Raw genomic sequence first — 24244 nt, 5'->3', positions numbered from 1 at the left:
GACAGCCGGACAATGACCATGCATCGCGGCTGCGAAAAGGCTTCAGAAAGGCAGGCCATGCCACGTGCCGAACGTCCGCTCGAACCGGACACCGGTCCACTGACACAGTTCGCGGCCGACCTGCGAAAGCTGCGCGAGGCCGCGGGACGGCCGCCCTATCGGGCACTGGCGCAAAAGGCACACTATTCGTCCACGACACTGTCGGACGCCGCGGCCGGGCGCACGTTTCCGAGCCTGGGTGTCACACTCGCGTATGTCGAGGCGTGCCAGGGGGACCGCCACGAATGGGAATCCCGGTGGCATGCGGTCGCCGCCGAGATCGCCGCGAGCGCACGCGGCGATGAACCCGGGGAGACCGGCCGACAGCGCACACCGTACGCCGGGCTGTCGGCGTTCCAGCCGGAGGACTCCGACCGCTTCTTCGGACGCGAGCGGCTGACCGACGAGATGCTTGCGAGGGTCCGTGACCGCCGGTTCCTGGCGGTCTTCGGGCCGTCCGGGTCGGGCAAATCCTCGCTGTTACGGGCGGGGCTCGTCGCCCGTGCGCGGTCATCGGGGTGGCCGGTGATGCTCTTCACGCCTGGGCCCCACCCTGTGGAGGAGTGCGCCATCCGCCTGGCCGCGGCGACGGGAGAGGCCCCCGGCACACTGTTGACCGAGCTGCGCGACGATCCCGCGACGCTGCACCTGCGGATCCGGCAGGCCACGATCGAGCGCACGCCGGACATCGACACGCTGATCGTGGCCGACCAGTTCGAGGAGGTCTTCACCCTCTGCCGGGACCGGGACGAACGAGACGCGTTCATCGCCATGCTGATCGCCGCCACCACTGCGGCGGGAAGCCGGACCCGGGTGGTACTCGGGGTGCGCGCCGATTTCTACGGCCACTGCGTCCAGGACCCGCTGCTGGCCGAAGCGATGCGCGACGCGCAGTTCGCGGTCGGTCCGATGAGCAGCCAGGAACTGCGCGAGGCCATCACCCGGCCGGCCCAGCAGGCCGGCTGCACGGTGACCGGCCCGCTGCTTGCGGCCGTGGTCGCGGACGCGACCGGTCAGCCGGGTGCGCTGCCACTGGTGTCACACGCGATGGTCGAGACCTGGCGTCGCCGCAGCGGCAATCGCCTGACCCTGGACGGCTACCTGGCGGCCGGCGGGATCCAGCACGCTCTCGCGCAGACCGCCGAGGCCGCCTACCGGGCCTTGTCACCGGTGCAGCAGAACCTCGCCAGATCGCTGTTCCTCCGGCTGACCGCGCTGGGCGACGGTACGGAGGACACCAGGCGCCGGATCACCAGGGACGAGCTGGAGCGGGGCCCCGACACCGACCTCGTACTCGACTCCCTTGCCCGGCAGCGGCTGGTGACGCTGGACCAGGAGTGCGTCGAGATCACCCACGAGGCGATCATCCGATGCTGGCCGAGACTGCGCGGCTGGCTGGCCGAAGACCGGGACCGGCTGCTCCTGCACCGGCAGCTCACTGACGCGACCGCCCGCTGGGAGGCGCACGATCGCGATCCGCACGCCCTGTACCGGGGTGCCCGGCTCGCTGCCGCACTGGACCTCGCCGCTGCGGACACCGGCCGGCTGACGTCCAGGGAACGGTGCTTCCTCGACGCGAGCGGGGACGCGCAGGCCGGGGAGATGGCGGCGGTCAGACGGCGGTCGGTCCGCCTGCGGCAGCTGGTCACACTTCTCAGCGTGCTGGTGGTCATCGCGGCCACTGCGGGTGTGCTGGCCGTCCACTCGCGCAACTCGGCCATCCAGCAGCGCAACGTGGCCATTGCGCGCAAGGCCGCCGCGGACGCGTCCGAGGTGCGCAAGCAGAACCCCGCGCTCGCCGCGCAGCTGAACCTGGCCGCGTACCGGCTGGCGCCCACCGACGATGTCCGCGAGCAGCTGATGAGCGCGTTCGCGACGCCGTACACGAGTCGGCTCACCGGCCACACCTCCGACGTGGTCTCGATCTCCTTCGCCCCGAAGAACACCGTCCTGGCCACCGCGAGCTGGGACCGCACGGTCCGGCTGTGGGACGTCGGGGACGCCCACCGCCCCGTCCAGCTGGCGGTCCTGCACCAGCCCTGGCGGCTGCTGTCGGTCGCGTTCGGGCAGGGCGGCCACGTGCTGGCGACGGTGAGCGAACGATCGGTGCGGTTATGGGACGTGACGAACCGGCGAGCGCCCATCGGGCTGAGCACCCTGCCGGATCAGCGGGCCGCGCCGACGTGGGTGGCGTTCCGGCCCGCCGGCGACGTCATCGCGACCGGCCACACCGATGGCGCGACGCGGCTGTGGAACGTGGAGGATCCCCGGCGTCCGCGGCTGCTGGCCACCCTGCCCGGCCGCACCGACGCGGTCACCTCGGTGACGTTCAGCGCCGACGGCCACACGCTGGCGACCACCGGCGGCACCACCGCCCGGCTGTGGGACGTCACCGACCCGGCGAAGCCGCGCCTCCTCGACGTGCTGCGCGGACACACCGACACGGTGACCTCGGTGGCGTTCAGCCCTGATGGCCGGACCGTGGCGACGGGCAGCTGGGATCACACCGCACGGATCTGGCGCATCGGCAAGGCCTCCCGGACGCATCAACCGGCCGTCCTGCTCGGCCATCCCGCGATCGTCTGGTCGGTGGCGTTCAGTCCTGACGGCCGGACACTCGTGTCGGTCGGCGGGTCCCAACTCTTCTGGGACGTCACCGACCCGGCACACCCGAAGCGCGTCAGCACGGTCCCCGGCGGGGCCTACCAAGCCGCGTTCAGCCCGGACGGCCGCCTGTTCGCCGACTCCGACCGGCTGCTGGACCTGCGGGACCTGTCGTTCGGAACCCACGACGACGTCGTCACGTCCCTGGCGTTCGCCCCTGGCGGCCACCTGCTCGCCAGTGCCAGCTGGGACGGCACCGCACGGCTGTGGCAGGTCACCGGCGGCCGGGCTCTGTGGCCGCTGGCGGTCCTGCGCGGGCACACCAAGTTCGTCCGGTCCGTGGCGTTCAGTGCGGACGGACGCACCCTCGTCACTGCCAGCGAGGACACCACCGTCCGCATCTGGAACGTGCGCGATCCACGAAGACCGCGGCTCACGTCGATCCTCACCCCAGATGCCGGCGAAGTCGGCGGGGCCGGCTTCGGCCCGGGCGGTCACCTGCTCGCCCTGTGGGCTCAACACGGAGCTGAACTGTGGGACCTGAGCGATCCCGGCCGTCCCCGGCGGCTGAGCCGGATCGCCGAAGGCGGGCCGGACGTCACCATGGCATCGTTCCGGCCGGACGGGCGCACGCTGGTGACGAGCACGGGCGAGTCCGGATCGCTGCGGTTCTGGGACATCAGCGAGCCGCGCAGCCCCCGGGAACTCCGGTCCCCGTTCCGCTCCGACCCGCTGACCCAGGGCATGTTCAGCCCCGACAACCGGACCCTGGCCGCCGTCCACCGCTCGGACAAGACGGTCTGGCTGATCGACATCAGCGACATCGCCCACCCGGTGAAGATGACGCGGCTACGGGCGACCGGCACCTGGCTCTACGCGCTGGCGTTCTCCGCGGACGGCCGCCGACTGGCGGCCGGCGCCGCGGACGGAAAGATCCTGCTCTGGCACGTGAGCGGTGCGGCTGCTCCCGCCGTCCTCGCCGGCCACGCGAGTGCGGTACCGGCCGTGGCGTTCGGCCCGCACGGCAACACCCTGGCCACCGGCGGCAACGACTTCACGATCCGGCTGTGGGACACCAGCCTGGACCAGGTCGCCGCCCGCATCTGCGAGAGCGCGTACCCGCGGATCACCAGGGCTGAGTGGACACGGTACTTCGCGGCGGTCGGCTTCAACCCGCCCTGCCCGTCCCGAGGACACCGATCTGATGAGTGACGCCGGACGAGTCGGCTCATCACCGCTGCGCCCCCATCCAGTGGGTGAGCGGGAGGCCGGATTCGGAGGGACTGCCCACTGCCGGGTCCCCCGTGTTCAGCACCCGCCACGTCGCCGCACGACGAAGACCTCACCTTACCTGCGGCGGCATGAGCGGACGTTCATCGACGGCCTTCTCGAACCCCTCTCGCCAGGACGTGTCCGAGGGGTCCGCCGAGCGTGACCTGAGCGCATCTAGGCTGACAGGCGTGCAGAACAGGCTCACCTACGAAGGCAGCACCTTCATCAACTTTCGGAACTACAAGTTCCAGGATTCGAGGTCACCCGCCTTCAGGTGGGTCGATATCAAGCGGCTGCGGCTCCCCGCGGAGTCCGTCGGTGACAGGGAGCTGCTTGCCGCACTCATCGGGCATGAACAGTTCCGGGACGACTACGCCGGCGGCGGAGTACAGCCGGAGGGGCTCCGGCACGGCCCATACTGGCTGAGGACGGTAACTCCCGACGCGTACGAAGCCGTCGGCAAGGAGAAGAGTGACCACATCCTGTGGGAGTGGGCGAACCAGTTCGAGGACGTGCCCGCCGGCCTTGCGACGGAGTTGCAGCGGGAGGTGTTCGACCGCCTGGCCGCAGCCGAGCACATCTACTACCTGACCGAGCTCGGCGATGAGGCGATCCACGACTGGGGTCGTGTGCACAGCGAATTCCACGAGTTCGTGCTCGTCGACCGCTCGGCCGGGCAGATCAGACTCCTCGTCGCGGCCGACGACTGAAGCAACCGTCAGGGCATCTGCGGAGGACGTCGGAGAGAGCGACAACGCAGCCATCGCCGAATCGCGGCCAGAGTGACCGTGCCATGCAAGACGCAGGCTCTCTCGTCGTACCGAGTCGCCACGGCTCAGATGCCCATGAGAGCGTTGATGCACCGCTCAGCCTCGCGCCTGCGGACATACCGTGCCTGGTCGAACCCGGCGGGACGGCCGCCCTGGCTGCCGCGCCTTTGGCGGTTGGCCTTCAGACCGGTCCGCCGCCGGAACATCCTCCTGTTGATCACGCGCCGGTGGCAGTGCCAACGCCCGCCTCACTCAAGGTTCTTCGGCGCATGCGGTTCCAACCGAGCCCCCTCGACATCTGAGAGATCGCCCCGCCCCGCATCAGCCGGAAGGATCAGCCACCAGGTGAGTCACTCGACACATCAGACGCGGCCTAGCGCGCCCGGCGACGAGTGATCTTCTGGGGGCGGATGGTCACGGACGTTCCGAAGAGATCCTTGAACTGGCGCTCCCAGACGTCCTCCTTGACTCCGGCCCGGTCGTCGGTGACCAGCAGGGTGCCGTGGGGGCCGCCGGCTGGGCCGGGGAGCACCCCTTGGGTGGCGTACCATGCCTTCTTCTTGGCCCATTTCGCGGCGTAGTCGGCGTCGTCGAGCATGCCGAGGTGCTCCCAGTAGATGGGCCGGTTCGGGTCGTCGGTGGTGATGGTGAAGTCGGGGAAGCGGCGGCGTCCGTCGGTGCCGGACAAGGGCCGCTCATAGGCGAAGCGACCGTCGGCCAGACGTTTGAGCAGGTCCGCGATGATGACCTCGTTCTTGGAGCGCACCGTGAGGCCGAAGTGCGTGACGTGGACCAGATGGCCGTCGAAGAGGTGCTGTCGACCTTGTGCGTCCTGGACAGGGACGGGTCTGGGGGCGCGCGTCAGGTCGGTCAGCCGTCGTGCGGTTTCGGAGGCAGTGGGGTCGGCGCGTTCACGCAGACCTTCCAGAGGGCCTTCGTGACAGAGGATGACCTTGCCGGTCTGGCGGGTCAGCGCGGTATACAGCAGTTCGCGGGAGACGCTGTGCAGGCCGGCGGGGAGCATGAGGATGACGGTGCCGAACTCGCTGCCCTGGCTCTTGTGCACGGTCAGGGCCCAGGCCAGTTCCAGTGCCGGGTCGGCGTCGTTGCCCGTACGGGCCGCGGTGATCCTCAAGCCTGGCAGGGAAGGGAACTCGATCTGGGTGTAGCGAGGGGCCGCCTTGCCGCCTCTGGGCCTGAGCTGTCCGGTGACCACACCGACTTCGCCGTTGGCGACGTACTGTTTGGCGGAGGTGCGTTTGGTGGCGTCGTAGGCGTGAAGGGTCTGGTTGCGGGTGTTGACGACCTTGTCACCGACGACGATCTGCTCCGGGCCGAAGGGTTCCGGGGTGAGACGCTGGCTCCGGGACGCGAGTGCGAGGTTGAGTGCCTTGCGCCGGTAGGTCTGCTTGAGGCGCCGGTTGAGGTGTGTGGTGCCGTGCGGATTGCCTCGTACGGGCGAGAGCACTTGCCAGCGCTCGCACTGCGGGGGTGCCGGGCTGTAGTCGGGATAGGGAGTGCCGGCCTTGCTGTGCCGCGCTCCGGCGCCGTAGGACTGGGCAAACGTGAGGTCGTCGCGGACGCCGAATTCGTGCTCGAGGACGTCGCTCAGGACTTGCGCCGGTGCGCGGCCGTGCCAGGCTTCGGCGCGCAGGGTGGGCGTGTCCTGTCCGTCGAGCAGTTTCTGCCATACCTCTTCGGCTTCATCGGGGCGTCCGTCACCGCTGAACCAGCGGGCGAGAGCCAAGTCGTCGCGTGCGTCTCCTTGTTGGCGGCGCAGGACGGTCAGTTCGGCCCATCCGGGCGCGACACGGGGCCAGCCGGCGATCTGGGGGCGGCGGCTCTGTTCGAGGTCGACGAACGGGCGGCCGGCGCCGATGGGCGGCAGCTGGCGGGGGTCGCCCACCAGGACCAGGCGGCGGGTGATGTTCACACTGTCCAGGAGTGCGGCCAGCATGTTCTCGGTCAGCATGGACGCTTCGTCGACCACCACGGTGCCGACGGTGAGCCGGTCGGCGTCGGGGTTGGTGAGATAGCGGGCGTTGCGGTCGTCGTAGCGGTGACGCAGGCGCAGGTACTGGGCGAGGGTGAAGGCGGGGTGCTGCACCTTCTGCTCCAGCTGTACTCGTGCCTTGCCCGTCGGCGCCAGGAGCAGAAGCCCCTCGGCGCGTACCTCGCTTCGCTGCGCCAGTGCACGGATGAGGGTGGTCTTGCCTGTGCCGGCGGGCCCGTTGAGGAGCATGACGCGAGAACGGTAGGTCATCTCGAGGGCTGCCGCCTTCTCCTCGCGGGCGCGCTCCTCCGCGTTCTCCGTGCCCTGGGCGACACGTACAGCGGTGGTGTTCAAGGATCCGAGGACCCTGTCCAGGGTGCGGGTGAGGTCGGCAGGTACCGGGTGCGGGCCGCCGTTGAGCATCTGGTTCAGCCGGTCGCGCAGGAACGTGCGGCGCATCGCCGCGGAGGCGAGTTTGTAGGCGGGTCTGCCGTCGTCGAGTTCGGCGCGGCGCAGCTGGGTGAATGGTTCGGGTACGTCCTGGGCCGTGGCCGGTTCGAGTGCTGATGGCAGCAGCCCGAGGGCTTGCAGCAGGGAGGGCCGGGTGGGCAGGGGGAAGGTCAGCTCCATCTGCTCGAGGCGTTCGACGACCTGCTCCAGGGGCAACAGGGTGTGACCCTCGGCCTCCTGGGCGCGGGCGAGCACGGTGGTGATGGCGGCGTCCGCGCGGCGGCGGTCGTTCGGGTCGTCGAAGGGAGTGGTCAGCGGCAGCGGGTGGCGCACGGTGGTCTGGCGGTCGGGGAAGACGCCGCGGTCGATGGTCTCGAACGCTATGGGCTCACCGTCGTCGACGGTGCAGGTGACCAATTCGTAGGGGTTGTCGAGCAGGTTGTCGGCGCCGATGTCCACTCCGGTGGTGCCGTCCAGGACGGCCGTCACGGTCTCGGCGGACAGGTCGAAGCGGGACAGTACGCGCAGTGCCTGGCGTTCTGTGGCTGAGGTGTTGGCCCAGATGGTTCGCCGTGTGGCGGTGGCCAAGGGTTTCAGGACGGCGGGTACGGGGCGCTGTTCGAGCAGGTCTTCCAGCAGCGGCCAGGGATCCGCGCCGTCACCGGCGGCGGAGATGAACCGGTGAGCGCAGAAGGTGGGGTGGAGAAATCCCAGCCGCTCCAGCACTGCGGGCAGTCCAGGGGCCGGTCCGCGCCGTTTCCAGGCGTGGTCGAGCTGGTCGTCCAGCCAGGCCAGTGAGGCTTCCGGGATGGTGACGCTGTCGTGTTCCAGAGCGATGGCCGCCCGGGCCGCCCGGTGCAGTTCCATCAACGAGGCCACGACGGCGTCCGGTGACACATGCTCGGTGGCGTAGGAGAAGTTGCGGCCGTGCTCCGGCGCCACGGCCAGGGTGTCGGTGATGTCGGTGCCCTGTGCCGCGAGCGCGGCCAAGGCCTGCACGGGCAGCAGGATCCCGCCGCTGCCGTCGGCGCGCAGACTGTGCTGCAGGGTGGTCTCCCACATGTGGCTGGGGAAGTCACTGTGCTCCGAACCCGGCCAGGGTCCTGGCGGGGTGCGGCCGGTGACGAGTGCCGCTCCCACCAACTGGCGGCGGGGCTGGTCCTCGAAGGGGCTGTGCTTGAGGTAGAAGAAGATCAGGGACTTGTCGGTGACGACGTCCTTGAAGAACGCCTCGATGACTGCCTGCTGGTTGTCGCCATTCATCACCCAGGTCATCTGGGGCTGGTGGAAGCGGGCGGCGACCGAGTCCTCGGCGTCCGGCTGGTATCCGGGTACGGGGCGTTCATGGAGCACGGTCTGTTCGAGGTTGTCGCGGTGCAGCCAGAAGTACGGGATGCCGTGGACGGCGTGCGCCGGCAGTGCCAGACGGGCCGGCCGCAGCTCTTTCAGACTCCAGGCATAGGGGTGTTCCCGGGTAGCCACGTGCGCGCGCTCGCTCATGAAGGCTCCGCGCTCCAACGCACACGGCGGGAGCCTGCCGTCCAGCGCGGTCCAGTCGTCCCCGCTGTGGGCGGTCTCGAAGGCCTCGTCACGCTGCTTGCCGATCGCGTCCAGCAACATGCAGGCGTGGTTGGCGGCCGGGTCCGTGCAGACGGTTCCTGCCCACCCGGCATCGTGCCAGGGGACCCGCACGGACAGATGCTGAATGTAGGACATGGAGTTCTCCCCCGGTGCTGCGCAGGTCGCCCCAGCCTAGCGGGAGTGGGGTGGCAGTGAGTGACGGAGCAGATACCGGTGTGCGGGCGGGCGTTGACCGCAGGCGTTGGGCGCTGGCGGCTCGAACTGCTTTTCTCTCAGCCGGATTTGATCACTGCCCTGGCGCGTGCTACGGCGTTGACGGGCCGGACGAGGTGATGTCCGGCTCCGGCCCGTCCGTTCGCTGCTAAAGGTCGAGCTGGTACTGGTGTGTCGTGTGCGTGGGTGTGTAGCCGAGACTGTCGTTGATCTGTCTCATGTGCGTATTGCTGTCGGCGGTGTCGGTCAGGAGGCCGTCGAGGTCCGGACAGCACCCACGGGCCCGTCGGATCGACTCGGCCTTCATCCATCGGCCGAGGCCGTGTCCACGGTGCTCGGGCAGCACACCGGTGCCGTAGTGCTGGCCCTCACCTGTGCCGCTGCCGGGGATGACGAGTTCGGTGAACCCGGCGATCGAGCCGTCGGAGGCGTCGATGGCGACGACGGTGTGCAGCCGGTCGCCGCGCTCTTCGACGGCCTTCGCCGCGGCCCGGACGCGGTCCACGTCCCAGGTCACGGTGCCGTAGTCGGTGTCGTCCATGGGCATGTCGTCCATGGCACGACGTGAGGCGGCGAACGTCTCGGCGAGGCCGTCGGGAACGGTTCCCTGCCATGACACCAGCCGGTAACCGGGCAGAGAACGCTCTACGATCTCGGCGAGGGCGGTGGTGTCCACATCGGCGAGTGACAAGCGGGAGAACCTCAGGGTGAGGACCTTACGGAAACCGCGCGCCGCCAGGAAGTGGTCGCCGGGTGATCCGGCCTCGGCCTGCGCGATGACACAGCGTCGGGCATGGTCCCGGGCGGCGGCCGCTGCGGCATCGAGCAGCAAGGAACCGACGCACTTGCGTCGCTCCGCGGGATGGACACGGAGGGTCAGTTCGGCCAGGTGCTCCTGTCCCGGATCGGTGAACAGCCGCAGAAAGGCCGTCCCGACCGGGATGGAATCGGCGTCGGACGCCAGCCATGCGAGACGCCGGCTGTGCGGCCCGTGAGCGGGGTCGGTCAGCGGGGTGATGCGAAGCGACAAGATGTCTCCGTCGTGAGGAGGTGGCAGAGGTCAGTACGCGGGCTCAACTGCTCGGCACTCCTGCGCATGTGCTCCACACTTCCTCGTCGACAGCGCCGGTCCGGAACAACGCGGACGGCCGGGTGAATCTAGCGGGCCCGTCGGTTCCGCAGCAAAGGGTTAATGAAAGGCCGGTGCGAGCGTGTGGTCACAGCCACTCGCCGACGACCGCGACCAGCACGGTTGCCTCACAGCGGGCCGCCTGCTTGTCGTAGCCCGTGGCCACGGCCCGGTGGTGTTCAAGGCGGCTGATGCCGCACTCGACCGCGTGCCGACGCTGAGGTCCCGGGTGGTGAGCTCCTCGGCACCGGTGCGGGCCTGCGGGCGAATATCCGCTGCAGGACGACGTCCCGCCGCCGGCGGCGGAACCGCTCGTACGACCCGCACCCACGGGCCGTACCGCTCAGACACACCCCGCCACAGCACACCGGCTGCTGACAGAACGTGCGCGGGTTCGTGAGGTCGATGACGATGAGGGCCGGGGGTTGCTGCAGAGCCGGCACCGGGATCGGTGTTCCGGGCTCCGCTCTCGCGGTTCAGCCTCGGGAAGGACGCGGGGCGCGCAGGTGGGCCCGTTCCTTCAGCTCCTCCTCGTCGACCAACGTGAGCATCGGCTGACCCGGCGCGCACACCATGGTCACCAGGAACTTGGTCGGGGCGTCCGGCAGAGCGTTGCCGTCCTGGTAATGGATCACGTCACCGCCTGGCTCCCAGAACGTCCCACCCGCCTCGACCACACGCTCCGGCTCACCCTCGAGCTCGAACCGGAGCGCGCCCTCCATCACATAGCCGAACGACGGGCCCGAGTGGCGATGCGGAGGGAGCCCGGGGTGACCGGGAGGCCAATCGACGAGGATGGTCATTCCCGAACCACCTTCAGGAAAGAAGGGCGGAGTGACTTCCTGCAGCACCTTGACTTCGGACGGCAAGGTGGCCTCGTGGGCGGTCCCGTGCTCTGGGCTCTGCTCTGACATGCACCACACCTCCGTAAGCCTGCCCGGAATGGACGATCTTGGCTCGGCCGCCGCATTCCGGACCGGTGGCCCGACCCACTCGTTCGGCGGTGACCAAGATCGCCGGTTCCCGGCTCACACAACTCGCTTCGCGATGAGGACAAGCCACACCCGCTCAGGTCCCGATGCTTACCCGCACAAATGCTGTTACGGGCACATGCACAGTCACACCCCTCGTACGTGTGACCCTGACCCGCCGGACAGGCCCTGGTCCGGCAAGCCTCGCCGCCACGGCCTGCACGCGACCGCACCGACCGGCGAGCGGAGCCGTCCGGCGTGGACATCGGCCACCCGGCCCAGCCGCACCCACGACATCACCGCAGGCAGACCGCAACCGCATCCTGACCCACCTGCGTGCTGCCGACCGCGACGCCCCGGCCGACATCGGCTTCCTCGGACTGGGCGGACCCTCACCAAGCTCCGCACTGACCCCGCCCGCACCACCCACCGGCTCCGCGCGCCGCCCTTCCCAACGAACATCAAGGCCACTACCAGCAATTGATCTCTACCGCAGGCAGCCCGCGACCAGCACGAACGCTCGAACCGGGGATGTGCGAGAAGCCACTGGTGCAGGACCGCCAGGCCGGGTTCGGTCTGGCGGTCGATCTCCTCGAGGAAGTCGCGGAAGTCCACGGCCCGGTGCTGCGCGGACAGCTTGCCCGTCGCGGTGTTCAGGGCCGCGAACAGGTCGACCGTGCCGTGCCGGACGTAGTCGAAGCTGCGGCGCTCAGGAACACCGGGCACCATCGGCAGCACCGAAGCATTCCGCTCAAGGGCCTGGATCTGCGGTTTTTCGTCCATCGCGAAGACCGCCGCGTTCGCCGGCGGGGCGAGATACAGCCCGACCACGTCACGGATCTTGTCGATCATCAGCGGGTCCGGGGAGATCTTGAAGTCCTGCGTGCGCCAGGGCTGGAGCCCGAACGCCCGCCAGATCCGCAGCACACTCGTGGGCGAGATCCCCACCCGCCTGGCGAGCTCCCGCTTCCACCAGTGCGTGGCCCCCTCCGGCGTCTCCTCAAGGGTGCGCACCACCACCTCCTCCACCTGGACATCGGTGATGGTGCGGGGCACTCCCGGACGGGGTTCGTCGGACAGTCCGTCGAGCCGGTCCCGCAGGAATCCGGTCCGCCACCGGCGCACGGTGGCGCGATCGGTGTCCAGCCGCGCGGCCACCGCGGTGTTGCTGAGCCCGTCCGCACAGGCCAGCACGATGCGTGCTCTCCCGGCGAGGCCCTGCGCGGTCGTCCGGCGTTTCGCCCACCCCTGCAACGTCAGCCGCTCGTCCTCGGATAACACCAGCGGCTGCAGCCTGCTGTCGCCCACTCCTCCAGCAGACCGCAGCCGACAGTTTTCGTCACCGCCCACGCCCCCATCTGAAACGAACCGCACCTCACGTGGCGAGACGTGAACTCAAGGCCAGATCACTAGGGCGGAGCACTCCGCGGTCAGGGCCGGGCGCGGCCCGGCAGGATCGAGCAGGTCCGCCTCGGATCGGTCGCCCGGCACGGCCCGCCACAGCGGCACGCACCTCCAAAGGGCAGGGGACGGGAATGGACAGGATCAGGGGCGGAACCGGGCGTCGCGCTTCGCGGCCCCCGCCAACCGAGCCGCAGTCGCCTCCGCGGACTCGGCAGCGTCCAGCACCGCCGTGTCGTACGCGCCCTGCGCCTGCGTGGACATCTGCCGCCACTCCTCCAGTGACGGCTTACCACCCAACTGCACCGGCACCCCACGGCGGGCGTGCGACGACGGCCGGCGACGCTCCTGGCGGAGCACCCACCAGATTCCCACCACAGCGATCATCACCAGCGACACGGGGACCAGAGCCCCGATCAGACGGGCAGCAGACATGACGGAACCTCGATTCGGCGGACAGCCGGTAGACGTGACGTGGAGCGAATTGCGCCAGGGCGGGGCCTCAGGGGAGGCCACGCCTCGCAGGGGCCCGCCGAGGGCGGCCCGGGTGGGTCAGGACTGCGGGTCGGCGCAAACGCCGTCCGGGGTGTCGTGCTCACATGCCCGTGGCTGGTGGGCCGGCCTCAGGGTGCGACAGCAGACACCACTCAACTGCCCCATGACCCCCTGATGCCGGACAGTTGGATGGACGAGCACCACGATCGACTGGAGCCGGTTCGGCAGACCCGGAGCAGCGAGGTCGTGGAGACAACCCTCCAGCCTATGGATGGCGTCCCATCGATCAGAGCTGAGCAGCACCGCCTGGCCCTGCCCGGCCGAGTCATGACTTCCACCCCGCCCCCGTTGTGATTCCCAATTCAACGTACCGAAAATCGGGCCCTGGGCTTCCTGGACGGACAACACTGCCGAGCCACCCCAGGAAGAACGCCACTGGTATGGAAACCATCACCACCCGAACCCGTGGCCCGGGTGAGCGCCCTGCTGTTCGTCCTTGGTGATGTCGTGGGCCAGTGAATGGTCCAGGGGGTCGCAGGAGCGGGTACAGCGAGCCTCGTAGAGACAGGCAGTGATGACGAACAGACCGATCTGCAGAACACCCCACACCAGGCCCAGGGTGAGCCGCCCGTGGACGGGGACCGAGGGAACGTCCGTGAACGAGGACAGCACGATGCCCACGGCGAACGGAACGCCGTTGACGGCGAGGACAGCGCGCTGAGCCTGATGCGCGCGTTCGCGGAGGCTTTCACCGCGTTGCAGCAGTTCGGTTTCGCGCCCGTGATACGCCGTGGGTTCGGGGCTGCGAGAAGCGGCGACGTGGGAGTGCATGGAACCCCTTGAGCAGTGAGGGAAGGGATGGAGTGATACGCCGCTTCACGCAGGCCGGGTCTGCAAGGGGCGCTGCACCCGCAAGGTTGCTGAACACTGGGCATGTCGAGGTCCGGCCCGCTGATTTCGCGGTGGTGGTGGCCGGTTACCGTGCTGAGCGGCCTCGGCTGCCACGAGGCCGGTCAGGGTCGGCCGCCGGGTCGATCTGCATCACGACCGCCTTGGGCTCGGTGAAGAATTCCCGGCTGAACGTGCCTCCCTCGCGCCCGGTCCCGGAGTCGCCGACGCCGCCGAAGGGGGCCCGCAGGTCCCGTACGAAGAAGCAGTTCACCCAGACCGTGCCCGCCCGGAGTGCTGCCGCGACGCGGTGTGCGCGGTGCAGGTTCTCGGTGAACAGCATCGCGTTGAGCCCGTACGGCGTGTCGTTGGCGAGTTCGATCGCCTCGGCCTCGGTGCTGAACGGGATCACAACGACGACGGGGCCGAAGATCTCCTCGCGGGCGTGCCGGGCCGTGTGGTCCATGCCGGTGATGACGGTGGGGCGTATGGTCCAGCCCTCACCCCGGCCTCCGGTGCGGAGTGTGCCGCTCTGCTCGGCGATGGTGTCCACATAGCCGGCGACCTTGGTGTGGTGCTCGGCGGAGGCCAGCGGTCCGACCTGAGTGGCCGGGTGTTTGGGGTCGCCCATGACCAGCGCGTCCGCCGCCGCGACGAACCGTGTGAGGAACTCGTCGTAGACCTCCCGCTGGACGTACAACCGGGAGCCTGCCAGGCACACCTGGCCGGAGTTGGTGAACACGGCGCGGATGGACCACTCGACGGCGCCTTCCAGGCTGGCGTCGGCGAAGACGATGTTCGCTCCCTTGCCGCCGAGTTCGAGGCTGACCGGGGTGAGGTTGCGGGCGCCGGCGGCGGCGATGACGCGGCCGGTGCCGGACTCGCCGGTGAAGGTGATCCGGTTCACGGCCGGGTGCTCGGTGAGGGCCTGGCCGGCGGAGTCGGGGCCGTATCCGTGGACGACGTTGAAGACGCCCGGGGGCATGCCCGCTTCCAGGGCCAGTCGCGCCATGAGCGTGGCCGAGACGGGGGTGTCCTCGGCCGGTTTGAGCACCACCGTGTTGCCCCAGGCGAGGGCCGGTGCGACCTTCCAGGACTCCAGCATCATCGGGAAGTTCCACGGTGCGATCGCCGCGACGACCCCGGCGGGGTCGAAGCGGGTGTACGCGTGGTGGCCGGTGTCCATCGGGTAGCTCTCGGAGGTGGAGAGCCTCGCGTGGTCGGCGAAGAAGCGGAAGTTCGCCGCCGTGCGTGGTACGTCGTTGCCCTGTGACTGGGCGATCGGCTTGCCCATGTCCTGCGTGTCCGCAAGGGCGATGTCCTCGGCGTGCTTTTCGATCAGGTCCGCCAGGCGGTGCAGGATTCGGCCGCGTTCGGCCGTGCCCATGCGCGGCCAGGGGCCGTGGTCGAAGGCACGGCGGGCCGCTCTCACCGCGCGGTCGGCGTCGGCGCTGTCGCCGAGGGCGGCCTCCGCCCAGGGGCGGCGGGTGTGGGGGTCGGTGGACGAGAAGGTGGCGCCCGAGAGCGAGGCCACTTCCTCGCCGTCGATCACATGACCGTAGAACTCCATCAGCTCGCCGCTCCCTCGGTTCTGCCGGTCTCTTCCCGCTCGGCGATGGTGACGTCACCGGCCGCCCAGTGGGTCTTCGGCAGTTCCCGGACGGCCACGCGGACGCTCTGCTGTGGTACGCCCAGCGCTGCGACCACCGCCCTGGTGACCTCGTGGATCAGCGACCGGATCTCCTGCGGTGTCCGTCCGTGGACCATCGTCACTTCGATCAGCGGCATGTCAGCCTCCCGTCAGATGGAGCGAACCGAGGTGGGTGAAGTGCACCGCGACGGTGGAACCGGGCGGTACGGGCACGGCGTCGGTCATGCCGCCGGTGAGTACGACCCAGCCGGGCTCGATCGCCAGGCCCCGGCGGCCGAGGTCGTTGGCGGCCAGGGCCAGGGCCTCGGCAGGATGGCCCTGAACGGCCGCACCGGTGGCGCTGTCGGCGACCTGGCCGTCGACCTCGACCAGGCAGGCTTCCAGTGCCAGGTCCAGCGTCTCGGGCGGCACTCCGACGGGGCCGGTGAGGAAGCGGCCGGAGGAGGCGTTGTCGGCGACCACGTCGGGCAGGGTGAAGCGGAAGTCCCGATAGCGGCTGTCGATCACTTCGATGCCGCCGTGCACCGAGCCGACCGCGGACAGGGCGGTGGCGGCGGAGACACCGGGGCCGGCCAACCGGTCCTTCATGACGAACACGATCTCCGGTTCGGCCCGCGGGTGGATCAGCCGGTCCTGCGGTACGGGGGCTCCGGCCGGCAGCAGCATGCCGTCGGTCAGCCAGGCGGTCAGCGGCGCGGCGACGCCCATCCGCTCCTGTTTGGCACGGGAGGTCAGGCCGAGCTTGACGCCGACGATGTGCTCGCCGCGGTCAAGTCGGCGGCGCAGTGTCTCGTCCTGGACGGCGTAGGCGGTGTCCAGGTCGAGTCCGGGCCACTCGTCGGTGATCGGGCCGCGGTCGGTGCGGTGGGCCTCGGCGTCCAGTAGGACGGTGGCGGCGCGGGCGATGTCCCAGCTCATCGGCCGGCCCCCGCCTTCTCGCGCTCCTCGGCCAGCCGCATCGCGATGTCGATGATCATGTCCTCCTGGCCGCCGACGTATCCGGCCTCGCCGACCTGCTGGAGGATTTCGTGGGCGGGTACGCCATAGCGTTCCGCGGCCCGTTCGGCGTGCAGCAGAAAGCTGGAGTAGACGCCCGCGTAGCCCTGCACGATCGAGGAGCGGTCCGTCCACGGCAGCCGGGGGATGAACGGCTTGACCACGTCCTCGGCGGCGGCCAGGGCGAGGCCGACGTCCAGGCCGGTGGGGATGCCCAAGCGCTCGAAGGTGGCGGCGAGCACCTCGGTCGGCGCGTTACCGGCGCCGGCGCCGAGCGCGCACAGGGCGCCGTCGATCTGCCGGGCACCGCCCTGGTAGGCGAGCACCGAGTTGGCGACGCCGAGGGAGAGGTTCTGGTGGCCGTGGAAGCCGACCTGGGCCTCGTGTCCGATCTCCCGCACCAGGGCTTGGACCCGGACCTGTGCGTCGCTCAGCACCAGTGCTCCGGCCGAGTCGACGACGTAGACGCACTGGGCGCCGGCGTCGACCATGATCCGCGCCTGCGCGGCGAGTTCAGCAGGGCCGATGCGGTGCGAGAGCATCAGGAAGCCGACTGTCTCCATGCTCAACTCGCGGGCGGCGGTGAAGTGCTGGACGGAGGTGTCGGCCTCGGTGCAGTGGGTGGCGATTCGGGCCACACGTGCGCCGACGGCGTGAGCGCGCTTCAGGTCGGTGACTGTGCCTACGCCGGGCAGCAGCAGTACGGCGATCTCCGCCCGCGTCGCCTCGTCGACGGCGGCCTCGATCAACTGGATCTCGTCCACTTGGGAGAAGCCGTAGTTGAAACTGGAACCGCCGAGGCCGTCGCCGTGGGCCACCTCGACGACCTCGACGCCCGCCTGGTCGAGGGCGTGTACGACAGCGCGCACCTGTTCCTCGGTGAACTGGTGCCGCATGGCGTGCGAGCCGTCCCTGAGGGTGGAGTCGGTGATCCGCAGCCTGCGCGGCTGCCGGTCGTCGGCGAGGGTGGTCATGAAGTCACCGCCGTGGTCCGGGCGTCCGCCAGCAGGTCACCGACGCGAGCGGCCGCGGCCGTCATGATGTCCAGGTTTCCTGCCCAGGGCGGCAGGTAGTCGCCCCGGCCGCGTACTTCGAGAAAGACGGCCACGCGGGCCTGTCCCTTCCATTCGGGGCGTGGGTGGTCGAACTGGGGGTCCGCCCGCAGTGTGTAGCCCGGGACGTACGCGGCCACTTCGCCGACCATGCGCGCGATGGACTCGCTGACGGCGTCCCGGTCGGCGTCCTCCGGGACGGCGCAGAACACGGTGTCGCGCATGATCATCGGCGGGTCGACCGGGTTGAGGATGATGACCGCCTTGCCCTTGCGGGCGCCACCGACCCGCTCGACGGCGCGCGAGGTGGTCTCGGTGAACTCGTCGATGTTCGCGCGGGTTCCGGGTCCGGCAGACCTGGAGGCGATCGACGCGACGATCTCCGCGTACTCGACCGGGACGACGCGGGAGACCGCGTGCACGATCGGGATGGTGGCCTGCCCGCCGCAGGTGATCATGTTGATGTTGGGGGCGCCCAGGTGCTCTTCCAGGTTCACCGGCGGGCAGACGGGCGGGCCGACGGCCGCCGGGGTCAGGTCGATCGCCTGGATGCCCGCTGCGGCGTAGCGCGGCGCATTCGCGATGTGTGCCTTCGCGGAGGTCGCCTCGAACACCAACTGCGGCGGTTCGGCGCGGGACAGCAGCCAGTCCACTCCGCCCGCTGACGTCTCCACGCCCAGGTCGCGTGCGCGGGCCAGCCCATCCGATGCCGGGTCGACGCCGACCATGTAGCGGACCTCGACCGCCGGGCTGTGCAGCAGCTTGGCGAGCAGGTCGGTGCCGATGTTGCCGGGGCCGACGATGGCCGCGGTCACCTTTCTCATGAACTCTCCTCGGTGAAGCGTGCCGTGACGCTGCCGATCCCGGCGAAGGCGGCGGTGACGGTGTCACCCGCGCCGACGGGGACGGAAGCGGTAATGGATCCCGGCAGCACGACATGTCCCGCCTCCAGGGCCACACCGCGTGCGCCGAGGGTGTTGGCGAGCCAGACCAGCGAGGTCAGCGGCGACCCGAGCACCGCGCCGCTCGCCCCGGTGCCGACCAGGTCGCCGTTCCGGTGCAGTGTGCACCCGGCGAGGCGGAGATCGACGTCCGTCAGCCGGGCCGGGGTGCTGCCCAGGACGACGCCCCCGGAGGAGGCGTTGTCCGCGATGGTGTCGATGATTCCGATGTGCCAGTCGCGGATGCGTGAGTCGATCAGTTCCAGCGCCGGGAGGACGAAGTCCACGGCCGAGGCGGCCTCCGCGACCGTGACTCCCGGTCCGGCCAGGCGACGCCCGAGCACGAAGGCGATCTCCGGCTCGATCCGGGGCTGCAAGAACCGCGCGGCGGGCACGGGTGCGTTCTCCAGCCAGAACATGTCGTCCAGCAGGTGGCCGTAGTCCGGCTGGTCCACGCCCAACTGCCGCTGCATGGCCTGGGACGACAGGCCGACCTTGTGGCCCTTGATCCGGGCGCCGCCGGCTACGCGGCGGCGGATCTGCAGCAGCTGGATCTCGTAGGCGTCCGCGAGCGTCAGGCCCTGGTAGGTGTCCACGAGCGGTTCGACCGGGACCCGGCTGTGGTGAGCGGCGAGCAGGGCGTCCGTCGCCTCGGCCAGGGGCGCGGCTGTCACGACAGCACCCCGTCGTGCTGCTCCGCGGGGTGTGCGACGACGTCCGTCATGACATCTCCGATCGGGTCGGTGCGGGCCGGTCGAGTGCCCCGCCTGTCACGTCCAGGCAGGCGGGACACCCAAACTGTGTACACTTTCGGCCAGTGAAGTCAATACTTGGTCGGCCTATTGACTGGATCCGAAACTGTATGCAGTCTGTTCCAGCAAGGCGCCATCACCGCGCTGGTTTCCACACTTCAGCACTCTGACGCCAGTGCTCCCAGATCATGGCGCGGCAAACAATCGATGCCTGGAGTTCGCATGTCCGTATGGAACCTGGTGACCTGCTGTCCAGAGGAGCCGGGAGCCGTCTCGTTCGTCGCCGCCGCCGACACCGAGGGACGGGTACGACGCCACCCGGCACTGGCGCGGTACCCCGACGTGGGGGCGGCGCTGCGGGACTGGGCGGAGCTGGAGCCGGTCCTGCGCGCCTGGCGGCCCGCCGAGGGTGAACCCCTCGAAGCCGTACGCCTGCTGCCGCCTCTGCCGCGGCCGGGCAAGCTGGTCTTCGCCGGCGCCAACTACCACGACCACCTGCGGGAGATGGGTGTCGAGAAGGTGCCGGACGGCATGGAGCCGTACTTCTTCCTGCTCCCGCCCACGGCGATCGTCGGCCCCGGAGAAGCGGTCTCCATCCCCGGGGACCCCGAGGCCCGTGTGGACTGGGAGGCCGAGCTCGGCGTGGTGATCGGACGGCGGGCCCACCGGGTGCCGGCGGAGCGGGCGCTGGAGGCGGTCGCGGGCTACACCATCGTCAACGACATCTCGGCGCGCGGCCTGCACGCCCGGCCGAACCCGCTGGCGCCCCCGTTCGCCTACGACTGGCTCGCGTCCAAGGGACGCGACACCTTCACACCGATCGGTCCCGGCGTGACGCCGTCCTGGTTCGTACCCGATCCGCAGGCGCTGCCCATCCGGCTGTGGCGCAACGGCATGCTGGAGCAGGACGGGAACACCCACGACATGATCTTCACCGTGGCACAGCTCGTCTCGGCCGCCAGCGCGCTGATGACCCTGGAGCCGGGCGACGTGATCGCCACCGGTACCCCGGCCGGCGTCGGCGCCGCCAAGGGCGTTGCGCTCAAGGAGGGCGACCGGCTGCGCATCCGGATCGATCCACTCGGCGTGCTCGGCAACGACGTACGGCAGGCCGAGCCGCCTCACGCCTTCGCGCACTCGAACACCATGGAGCAGGGATGACCTTCACCGCGGACGCGAGCCGCACGGCCGACACAGCGGATCTCGCACCTCTGTTCACGCCGCTGCGCCTCGGCGGGCGTACGGCCCGCAACCGGATCGTGCAGGCGCCGATGTCCGTCGGCTATGCCAACCCGGACGGCACCGTGACCGACCGCGAGGTCGAGCACTACGCCCGGCGCGCCCGGGGCGGCGCCGGCGTGGTGATCACGGAGAACTTCGCGATCAGCGTCGCGGGCCGGCAGATGCCGTTGCAGACGCTGGTGAACGACGAGGAACAGCTGCCCGGGCTGAGGCTGCTGGCCTCCGAGATCCACCTGCACGGTGCCCTGGCGATCGCGCAGATCGTGCACGCCGGCCGGTACGCGGGGCCCTGGGAGGAGTACGAGAGTCGCCCTCGCCTCGCACCGTCCGCGATCCCCTTCGAGCTCACGCCGGGCCGGGTGGTCACACCGCAGGAGATCACCCCGGAGGAGATCGAGGAGACCGTCGACGCCTTCGTCCGGGCCGCCGACCTGTGCAAGCGCGCCGGGTTCGGTGGTGTGGACATCCATGTGGCGCAGGGTTTCCTGCTGTCCGGTTTCCTCTCGCCGCGCACCAACCGGCGCACCGACGAGTGGGGCGGCGACTTCGAGGGGCGCACCCGGCTCCCGCTGGAGGTGGTGCGCCGGGTCACCGCGAGCACCGGTGCGGACTTCGCGGTCGGCGTGCACCTGCTCAGCGACGAGCGCGTGGAGGGCGGCTGGAGCCTGGAGGACGCCGTGCGGCTCGCTCCACTGCTGGAGGACGCAGGGGCCACGTTCCTGTTCGCGGTCCCGGCCACGTTCGAGACCATGCGCCTGCCCCACAACGCGGACATGCTCAGCGAGCCGGGCTATGCGCTCCACGACACGGCAGCGCTGCAACGCGCGGTGCGGATCCCCGTGGTGGCCAACGGCGGCCTGGGTGACCCCAGGATGGCGGCGCGGGTTCTCCGGTCCGGGCAGGCACAGGCGGTGGGCCTGGCCCGGCCGCTCTTCGTGGACCCCGACTGGCCGCGCAAGGTGGAGGCGGGCGCCGTCGAGACCCTGCGCACCTGCCGCTGCGAGACATCGCTGTGCCTGCGTACCCAGCTGACCGGCTCGCTCTGCGAACGCTGGCCGGACAGCGTGCGGGCGCGCGGCTACCTCGGCCACGACGAAGGGACCACCCCGTGATCACCCTGACCGACATCGCCTACGTGCGCTCGGGCGTCGAGGACCTGGAAGGCGCCGTCCGGTTCGCCGGTGACATCGTCGGCCTGGAGGTGGTCGACTCCGAGGAGCCCGGAGTGACGCACCTGCGCGCCGACCCCCGGGGCCACTGTCTCACCTTCGTCGAGGGGCGCTCCGGCGTCATCTCCTCCGGCTTCACCGTCGCCGGGCTCGACGCCCTGGCCGCCGCGGAGAACGAACTGGAGAAGCAGGGCCTGCGGGTCGAACGCGGCGATCAGGCGGGGGCACGCTCCCGCGGGGTGTCGGAGTACATCGCCTTCGACGATCCCTTCGGCAACCGCATAGAACTCGCTGCGGCGCAGTACCGTTCCGCCGACCAGGTGCGGCCGGCCCGCGACTCGGGGATCACCGAGTTCGGGCACCTGTGCCTGGACGCACCCGATGTGCACGAGGCCCACCGGTTCTGGTCCACGACGTTCAACGCACGTGCTTCGGACTGGGTCGGCGACCGCGCATGTCTGATGCGCATCGACACCGTCCATCACAAACTCGCCGTGTTCCAGGGCGAGGAAGCCGCCCTCTGCCACATCAACTTCCAGGTCGACTCCCTCGACGCGCTGATGCGCAACTGGCACTTCCTGACCGACCGGGGCGTGGAGATCGTCATGGGGCCGGGACGGCACCCCACCTCCGGCTCGGTCTTCCTCTACTTCCGCGGCCCCGAGAACCTCACCTACGAGTACGCCGTCGGCGGCCGGCTCATCGAGGCCGGCACAGCGTGGACCCCCCGCGTGTTCGACCCCGAGCAGCCCTCGTCGCTCGACATGTGGCGCGGCCCAGTGGCCCCCACGACCCGGCAGCGCCAGCTGCCCCATGCGGTACGCACCGCGGCGTCGTAGCGGCGCGGCCCCCAGACAGCCCGTACCAGGCCGGCAGCACCGCCCGCCTGCAAACAACCCGTACCTGGCCGGCAGCACCGCCGGCCGGAGGAGAAACGATGATCTTCGTGACCCACGTCGTGCCCGTCAACGAGCCCGGCGAGCCCCGGCTGGACCGTGCCGCCGTGTGGGAGGGACTGGTACTCAAGGCCAACAACGCCCTGCCGTTCGTCCCCTCGATGAGCCACTGCACCGTCGTCGAGCGGTTGGGCGACACCTGCTTCGACCGCGACATCCGCTACCGGGGCGTGGACTTCCGTGAGCGGATCACGCTCGAGGAGCCGCACCGCGTGGTGTTCACCCGGCTGTCGGGCCCGGTGCTCGGCACCATCGCCAACGAGATCGAGGGCGAGGGCGACGACCTGCGGCTGCGCTTCACCTTCGCCCTGGTTCAGACCGGCGTCCCCGGCGGCTCCGAAGCCGAGGCGACGAGCGCCGCGACGATGACTGGTGACTACCTCCAGGCCCTCACCGCGACCCGCGACGCCATGCGCCGCCGCTCCGCGTCCGGCACCGCCACCGCCACCGCCACCGCCACCGCCTGACCCGAACCGACGGCGGCCGGGGCCCACCGACACGGACGAAAGGAACAAAGATGTCCGACACGCCCGACTGGATCGGCTGGACCGACTCCTTCTACGCCGACATCGACGCACAGCTGATCGAGCGCGTCCTCGACCGTTTCGCCCCCGCCGGGGAGCTGGTGTTCGGCAACAACCCGCCCGCCGTCGGACATGCAGCGATCCGTGAAGTGCTGGAGCACCTGCGCGCGGCACTCTCCGGGATACGACACGAGTGGTGCAACTGCTGGCAAGCGGACGACCGGGGAACCGTGCTGCTCGAAGCCCGCGTCCACTTCACCACGCGCGGCGGCGCCGAGCTGACGCTCCCGTGCGTCACGGTCATCGCACGCGCCCCCTCGGGAGCGGTCACCTCGCTGCGGATCCACCTCGACGCCGCTCCGCTGTTCGCGGCACTCGCCGCCGAGTCGGCCACCGCGCCTCCCGAGGCCGCCGGCGGGCTCGCGGCATGAGCGGGCGGACGACGGCCGAGCCGTACGCCGGCAACCTACCCGCAGAGGTGGCCGTCGCGGCACGCACCCTCGCGGCACTGGGCCTGGTCTCGGCGTTCGGGCATGTGTCGGCGCGGCACGGCGACCGGGTACTGATCACACCCCCGGTCGATCTCGCCGAGGCCACCGCCGGCACTCTCCTGGACATCCCGCTGGACTCGACGGCGTTGCCCGCGAACGCACCGGGCGAGGCGTGGGCACACCTGGCCGTCTACCGGGCACGACCCGACGTACGTGCCGTCGCCCGCGCCACCCCCGAATCCGCCTTCGCGGCCGGCGCGGCGGCATCCGGCACCATCCCGCCCTTGCACGGACAGGGCGCCCTGCTCGGAGAAGGCGTACCCGTCCACGACGACGCGCGGCTCATGCGCTCGGCCGGCATCGCCGAAGCCGCCGCACACACGCTCGGCCACGCCGATGCACTCGTCCTGCGCGGCAACGGCGCCGTCACCACCGGCGGCACACCCGGTCACGCCGTCGCCCGCATGTGGCTGCTCGACGCCGCCTGCCGACTGCACCTCGCGGCCCGGCAGGCCGGGGCCGTCCGGGCCCTCACCAGCGAGGAGATCACGGCCTGGCGGGCCGCCGGCCCACCACTGCTCGACCGGCTCTGGGCGCACCTGCGAAGACCCGGCGACCAGCCACCACGGTGACCCATGAGACCCGTAACCCACGCGACCGACGA

Annotated in this window: 20 protein-coding genes and 1 pseudogene; 8 read left to right on the top strand and 13 right to left on the bottom strand. The window is 70.2% G+C overall.

Annotation, left to right across the window (positions count from 1 at the left end):
• Nucleotides 1-57 precede the first annotated feature (57 nt).
• On the top strand, nucleotides 58-3855 hold the full coding sequence (locus ACZ7P3_RS26360) for an nSTAND1 domain-containing NTPase (RefSeq protein WP_472085508.1): 3798 nt from the start codon (nucleotides 58-60) through the stop codon (nucleotides 3853-3855).
• Nucleotides 3856-4103: 248 nt separating this feature from the next.
• Nucleotides 4104-4625: a hypothetical protein gene (locus tag ACZ7P3_RS26355; protein ID WP_472085507.1), complete on the top strand. Its 522-nt coding sequence runs from the start codon at nucleotides 4104-4106 to the stop codon at nucleotides 4623-4625.
• A gap of 8 nt (nucleotides 4626-4633) precedes the next feature.
• Here the strand turns inward: ACZ7P3_RS26355 and ACZ7P3_RS26350 are convergent.
• The 13 genes and pseudogenes from ACZ7P3_RS26350 to ACZ7P3_RS26290 all read right to left on the bottom strand — a co-directional run.
• Nucleotides 4634-4867, bottom strand: a pseudogene (locus tag ACZ7P3_RS26350) (hypothetical protein); the annotation flags it as partial.
• Between the two features lie 191 nt (nucleotides 4868-5058).
• Complete coding sequence (locus ACZ7P3_RS26345; RefSeq protein ID WP_472085506.1) at nucleotides 5059-8844, bottom strand: AAA family ATPase; 3786 nt, start codon at nucleotides 8842-8844, stop codon at nucleotides 5059-5061.
• Between the two features lie 226 nt (nucleotides 8845-9070).
• A complete protein-coding gene (locus tag ACZ7P3_RS26340) occupies nucleotides 9071-9952 on the bottom strand; it encodes a GNAT family N-acetyltransferase (protein ID WP_472085505.1) in 882 nt (293 codons plus the stop codon).
• A gap of 575 nt (nucleotides 9953-10527) precedes the next feature.
• A complete protein-coding gene (locus tag ACZ7P3_RS26335) occupies nucleotides 10528-10965 on the bottom strand; it encodes a cupin domain-containing protein (protein ID WP_472085504.1) in 438 nt (145 codons plus the stop codon).
• Between the two features lie 204 nt (nucleotides 10966-11169).
• Nucleotides 11170-12216, bottom strand: coding sequence for an IS630 family transposase (locus tag ACZ7P3_RS26330; RefSeq protein WP_472085555.1), 1047 nt, complete (start codon nucleotides 12214-12216; stop codon nucleotides 11170-11172).
• Nucleotides 12217-12567: 351 nt separating this feature from the next.
• Nucleotides 12568-12858, bottom strand: coding sequence for a hypothetical protein (locus ACZ7P3_RS26325; RefSeq protein WP_472085503.1), 291 nt, complete (start codon nucleotides 12856-12858; stop codon nucleotides 12568-12570).
• A 510-nt stretch (nucleotides 12859-13368) separates the two neighbouring features.
• On the bottom strand, nucleotides 13369-13749 hold the full coding sequence (locus tag ACZ7P3_RS26320; protein ID WP_472085502.1) for a DUF485 domain-containing protein: 381 nt from the start codon (nucleotides 13747-13749) through the stop codon (nucleotides 13369-13371).
• Between the two features lie 145 nt (nucleotides 13750-13894).
• Nucleotides 13895-15376 (bottom strand): aldehyde dehydrogenase, encoded by a 1482-nt coding sequence (locus ACZ7P3_RS26315; RefSeq protein WP_472085501.1) that lies wholly within the window; start codon nucleotides 15374-15376, stop codon nucleotides 13895-13897.
• Entirely contained in the window at nucleotides 15376-15594 is a 219-nt protein-coding gene (locus tag ACZ7P3_RS26310) for a tautomerase family protein (protein WP_472085500.1), read from the bottom strand. Before ACZ7P3_RS26310 ends, ACZ7P3_RS26315 begins: the two co-directional genes overlap by 1 nt.
• A 1-nt stretch (nucleotide 15595) precedes the next feature.
• The gene (locus ACZ7P3_RS26305; RefSeq protein WP_472085499.1) at nucleotides 15596-16375 is read right to left on the bottom strand and encodes a 2-keto-4-pentenoate hydratase; all 780 of its coding nucleotides are present in this window, start codon (nucleotides 16373-16375) and stop codon (nucleotides 15596-15598) included.
• On the bottom strand, nucleotides 16372-17427 hold the full coding sequence (gene dmpG, locus ACZ7P3_RS26300; protein ID WP_472085498.1) for a 4-hydroxy-2-oxovalerate aldolase: 1056 nt from the start codon (nucleotides 17425-17427) through the stop codon (nucleotides 16372-16374). The genes ACZ7P3_RS26305 and dmpG overlap by 4 nt, the downstream gene beginning before the upstream one ends.
• Entirely contained in the window at nucleotides 17424-18329 is a 906-nt protein-coding gene (locus tag ACZ7P3_RS26295; protein WP_472085497.1) for an acetaldehyde dehydrogenase (acetylating), read from the bottom strand. Before ACZ7P3_RS26295 ends, dmpG begins: the two co-directional genes overlap by 4 nt.
• Entirely contained in the window at nucleotides 18326-19120 is a 795-nt protein-coding gene (locus ACZ7P3_RS26290) for a 2-keto-4-pentenoate hydratase (protein WP_472085496.1), read from the bottom strand. The genes ACZ7P3_RS26295 and ACZ7P3_RS26290 overlap by 4 nt, the downstream gene beginning before the upstream one ends.
• A gap of 300 nt (nucleotides 19121-19420) precedes the next feature.
• Between ACZ7P3_RS26290 and ACZ7P3_RS26285 the strand changes: the two genes are divergently transcribed.
• The 6 genes from ACZ7P3_RS26285 (at nucleotide 19421) to ACZ7P3_RS26260 (ending at nucleotide 24212) form a co-directional block, all read left to right on the top strand.
• The gene (locus tag ACZ7P3_RS26285; protein ID WP_472085495.1) at nucleotides 19421-20359 is read left to right on the top strand and encodes a fumarylacetoacetate hydrolase family protein; all 939 of its coding nucleotides are present in this window, start codon (nucleotides 19421-19423) and stop codon (nucleotides 20357-20359) included.
• Nucleotides 20356-21552, top strand: a complete 1197-nt coding sequence (locus ACZ7P3_RS26280; protein WP_472085494.1) for an oxidoreductase — start codon at nucleotides 20356-20358, stop codon at nucleotides 21550-21552. The genes ACZ7P3_RS26285 and ACZ7P3_RS26280 overlap by 4 nt, the downstream gene beginning before the upstream one ends.
• On the top strand, nucleotides 21549-22448 hold the full coding sequence (locus tag ACZ7P3_RS26275) for a VOC family protein (RefSeq protein ID WP_472085493.1): 900 nt from the start codon (nucleotides 21549-21551) through the stop codon (nucleotides 22446-22448). Before ACZ7P3_RS26280 ends, ACZ7P3_RS26275 begins: the two co-directional genes overlap by 4 nt.
• Nucleotides 22449-22546: 98 nt before the next feature.
• Nucleotides 22547-23032, top strand: a complete 486-nt coding sequence (locus ACZ7P3_RS26270) for an SRPBCC family protein (protein ID WP_472085492.1) — start codon at nucleotides 22547-22549, stop codon at nucleotides 23030-23032.
• A 50-nt stretch (nucleotides 23033-23082) separates the two neighbouring features.
• Nucleotides 23083-23520, top strand: a complete 438-nt coding sequence (locus tag ACZ7P3_RS26265) for a nuclear transport factor 2 family protein (protein ID WP_472085491.1) — start codon at nucleotides 23083-23085, stop codon at nucleotides 23518-23520.
• Nucleotides 23517-24212 (top strand): class II aldolase/adducin family protein, encoded by a 696-nt coding sequence (locus ACZ7P3_RS26260; RefSeq protein ID WP_472085490.1) that lies wholly within the window; start codon nucleotides 23517-23519, stop codon nucleotides 24210-24212. Before ACZ7P3_RS26265 ends, ACZ7P3_RS26260 begins: the two co-directional genes overlap by 4 nt.
• The last annotated feature ends 32 nt before the right edge of the window (nucleotides 24213-24244 follow it).

It is taken from the genome of Streptomyces sp. NPDC107581, assembly GCF_055657175.1.
Note: the sequence above shows the minus strand (reverse complement) of the source record. Positions and strands in the feature narration are given on the sequence as shown.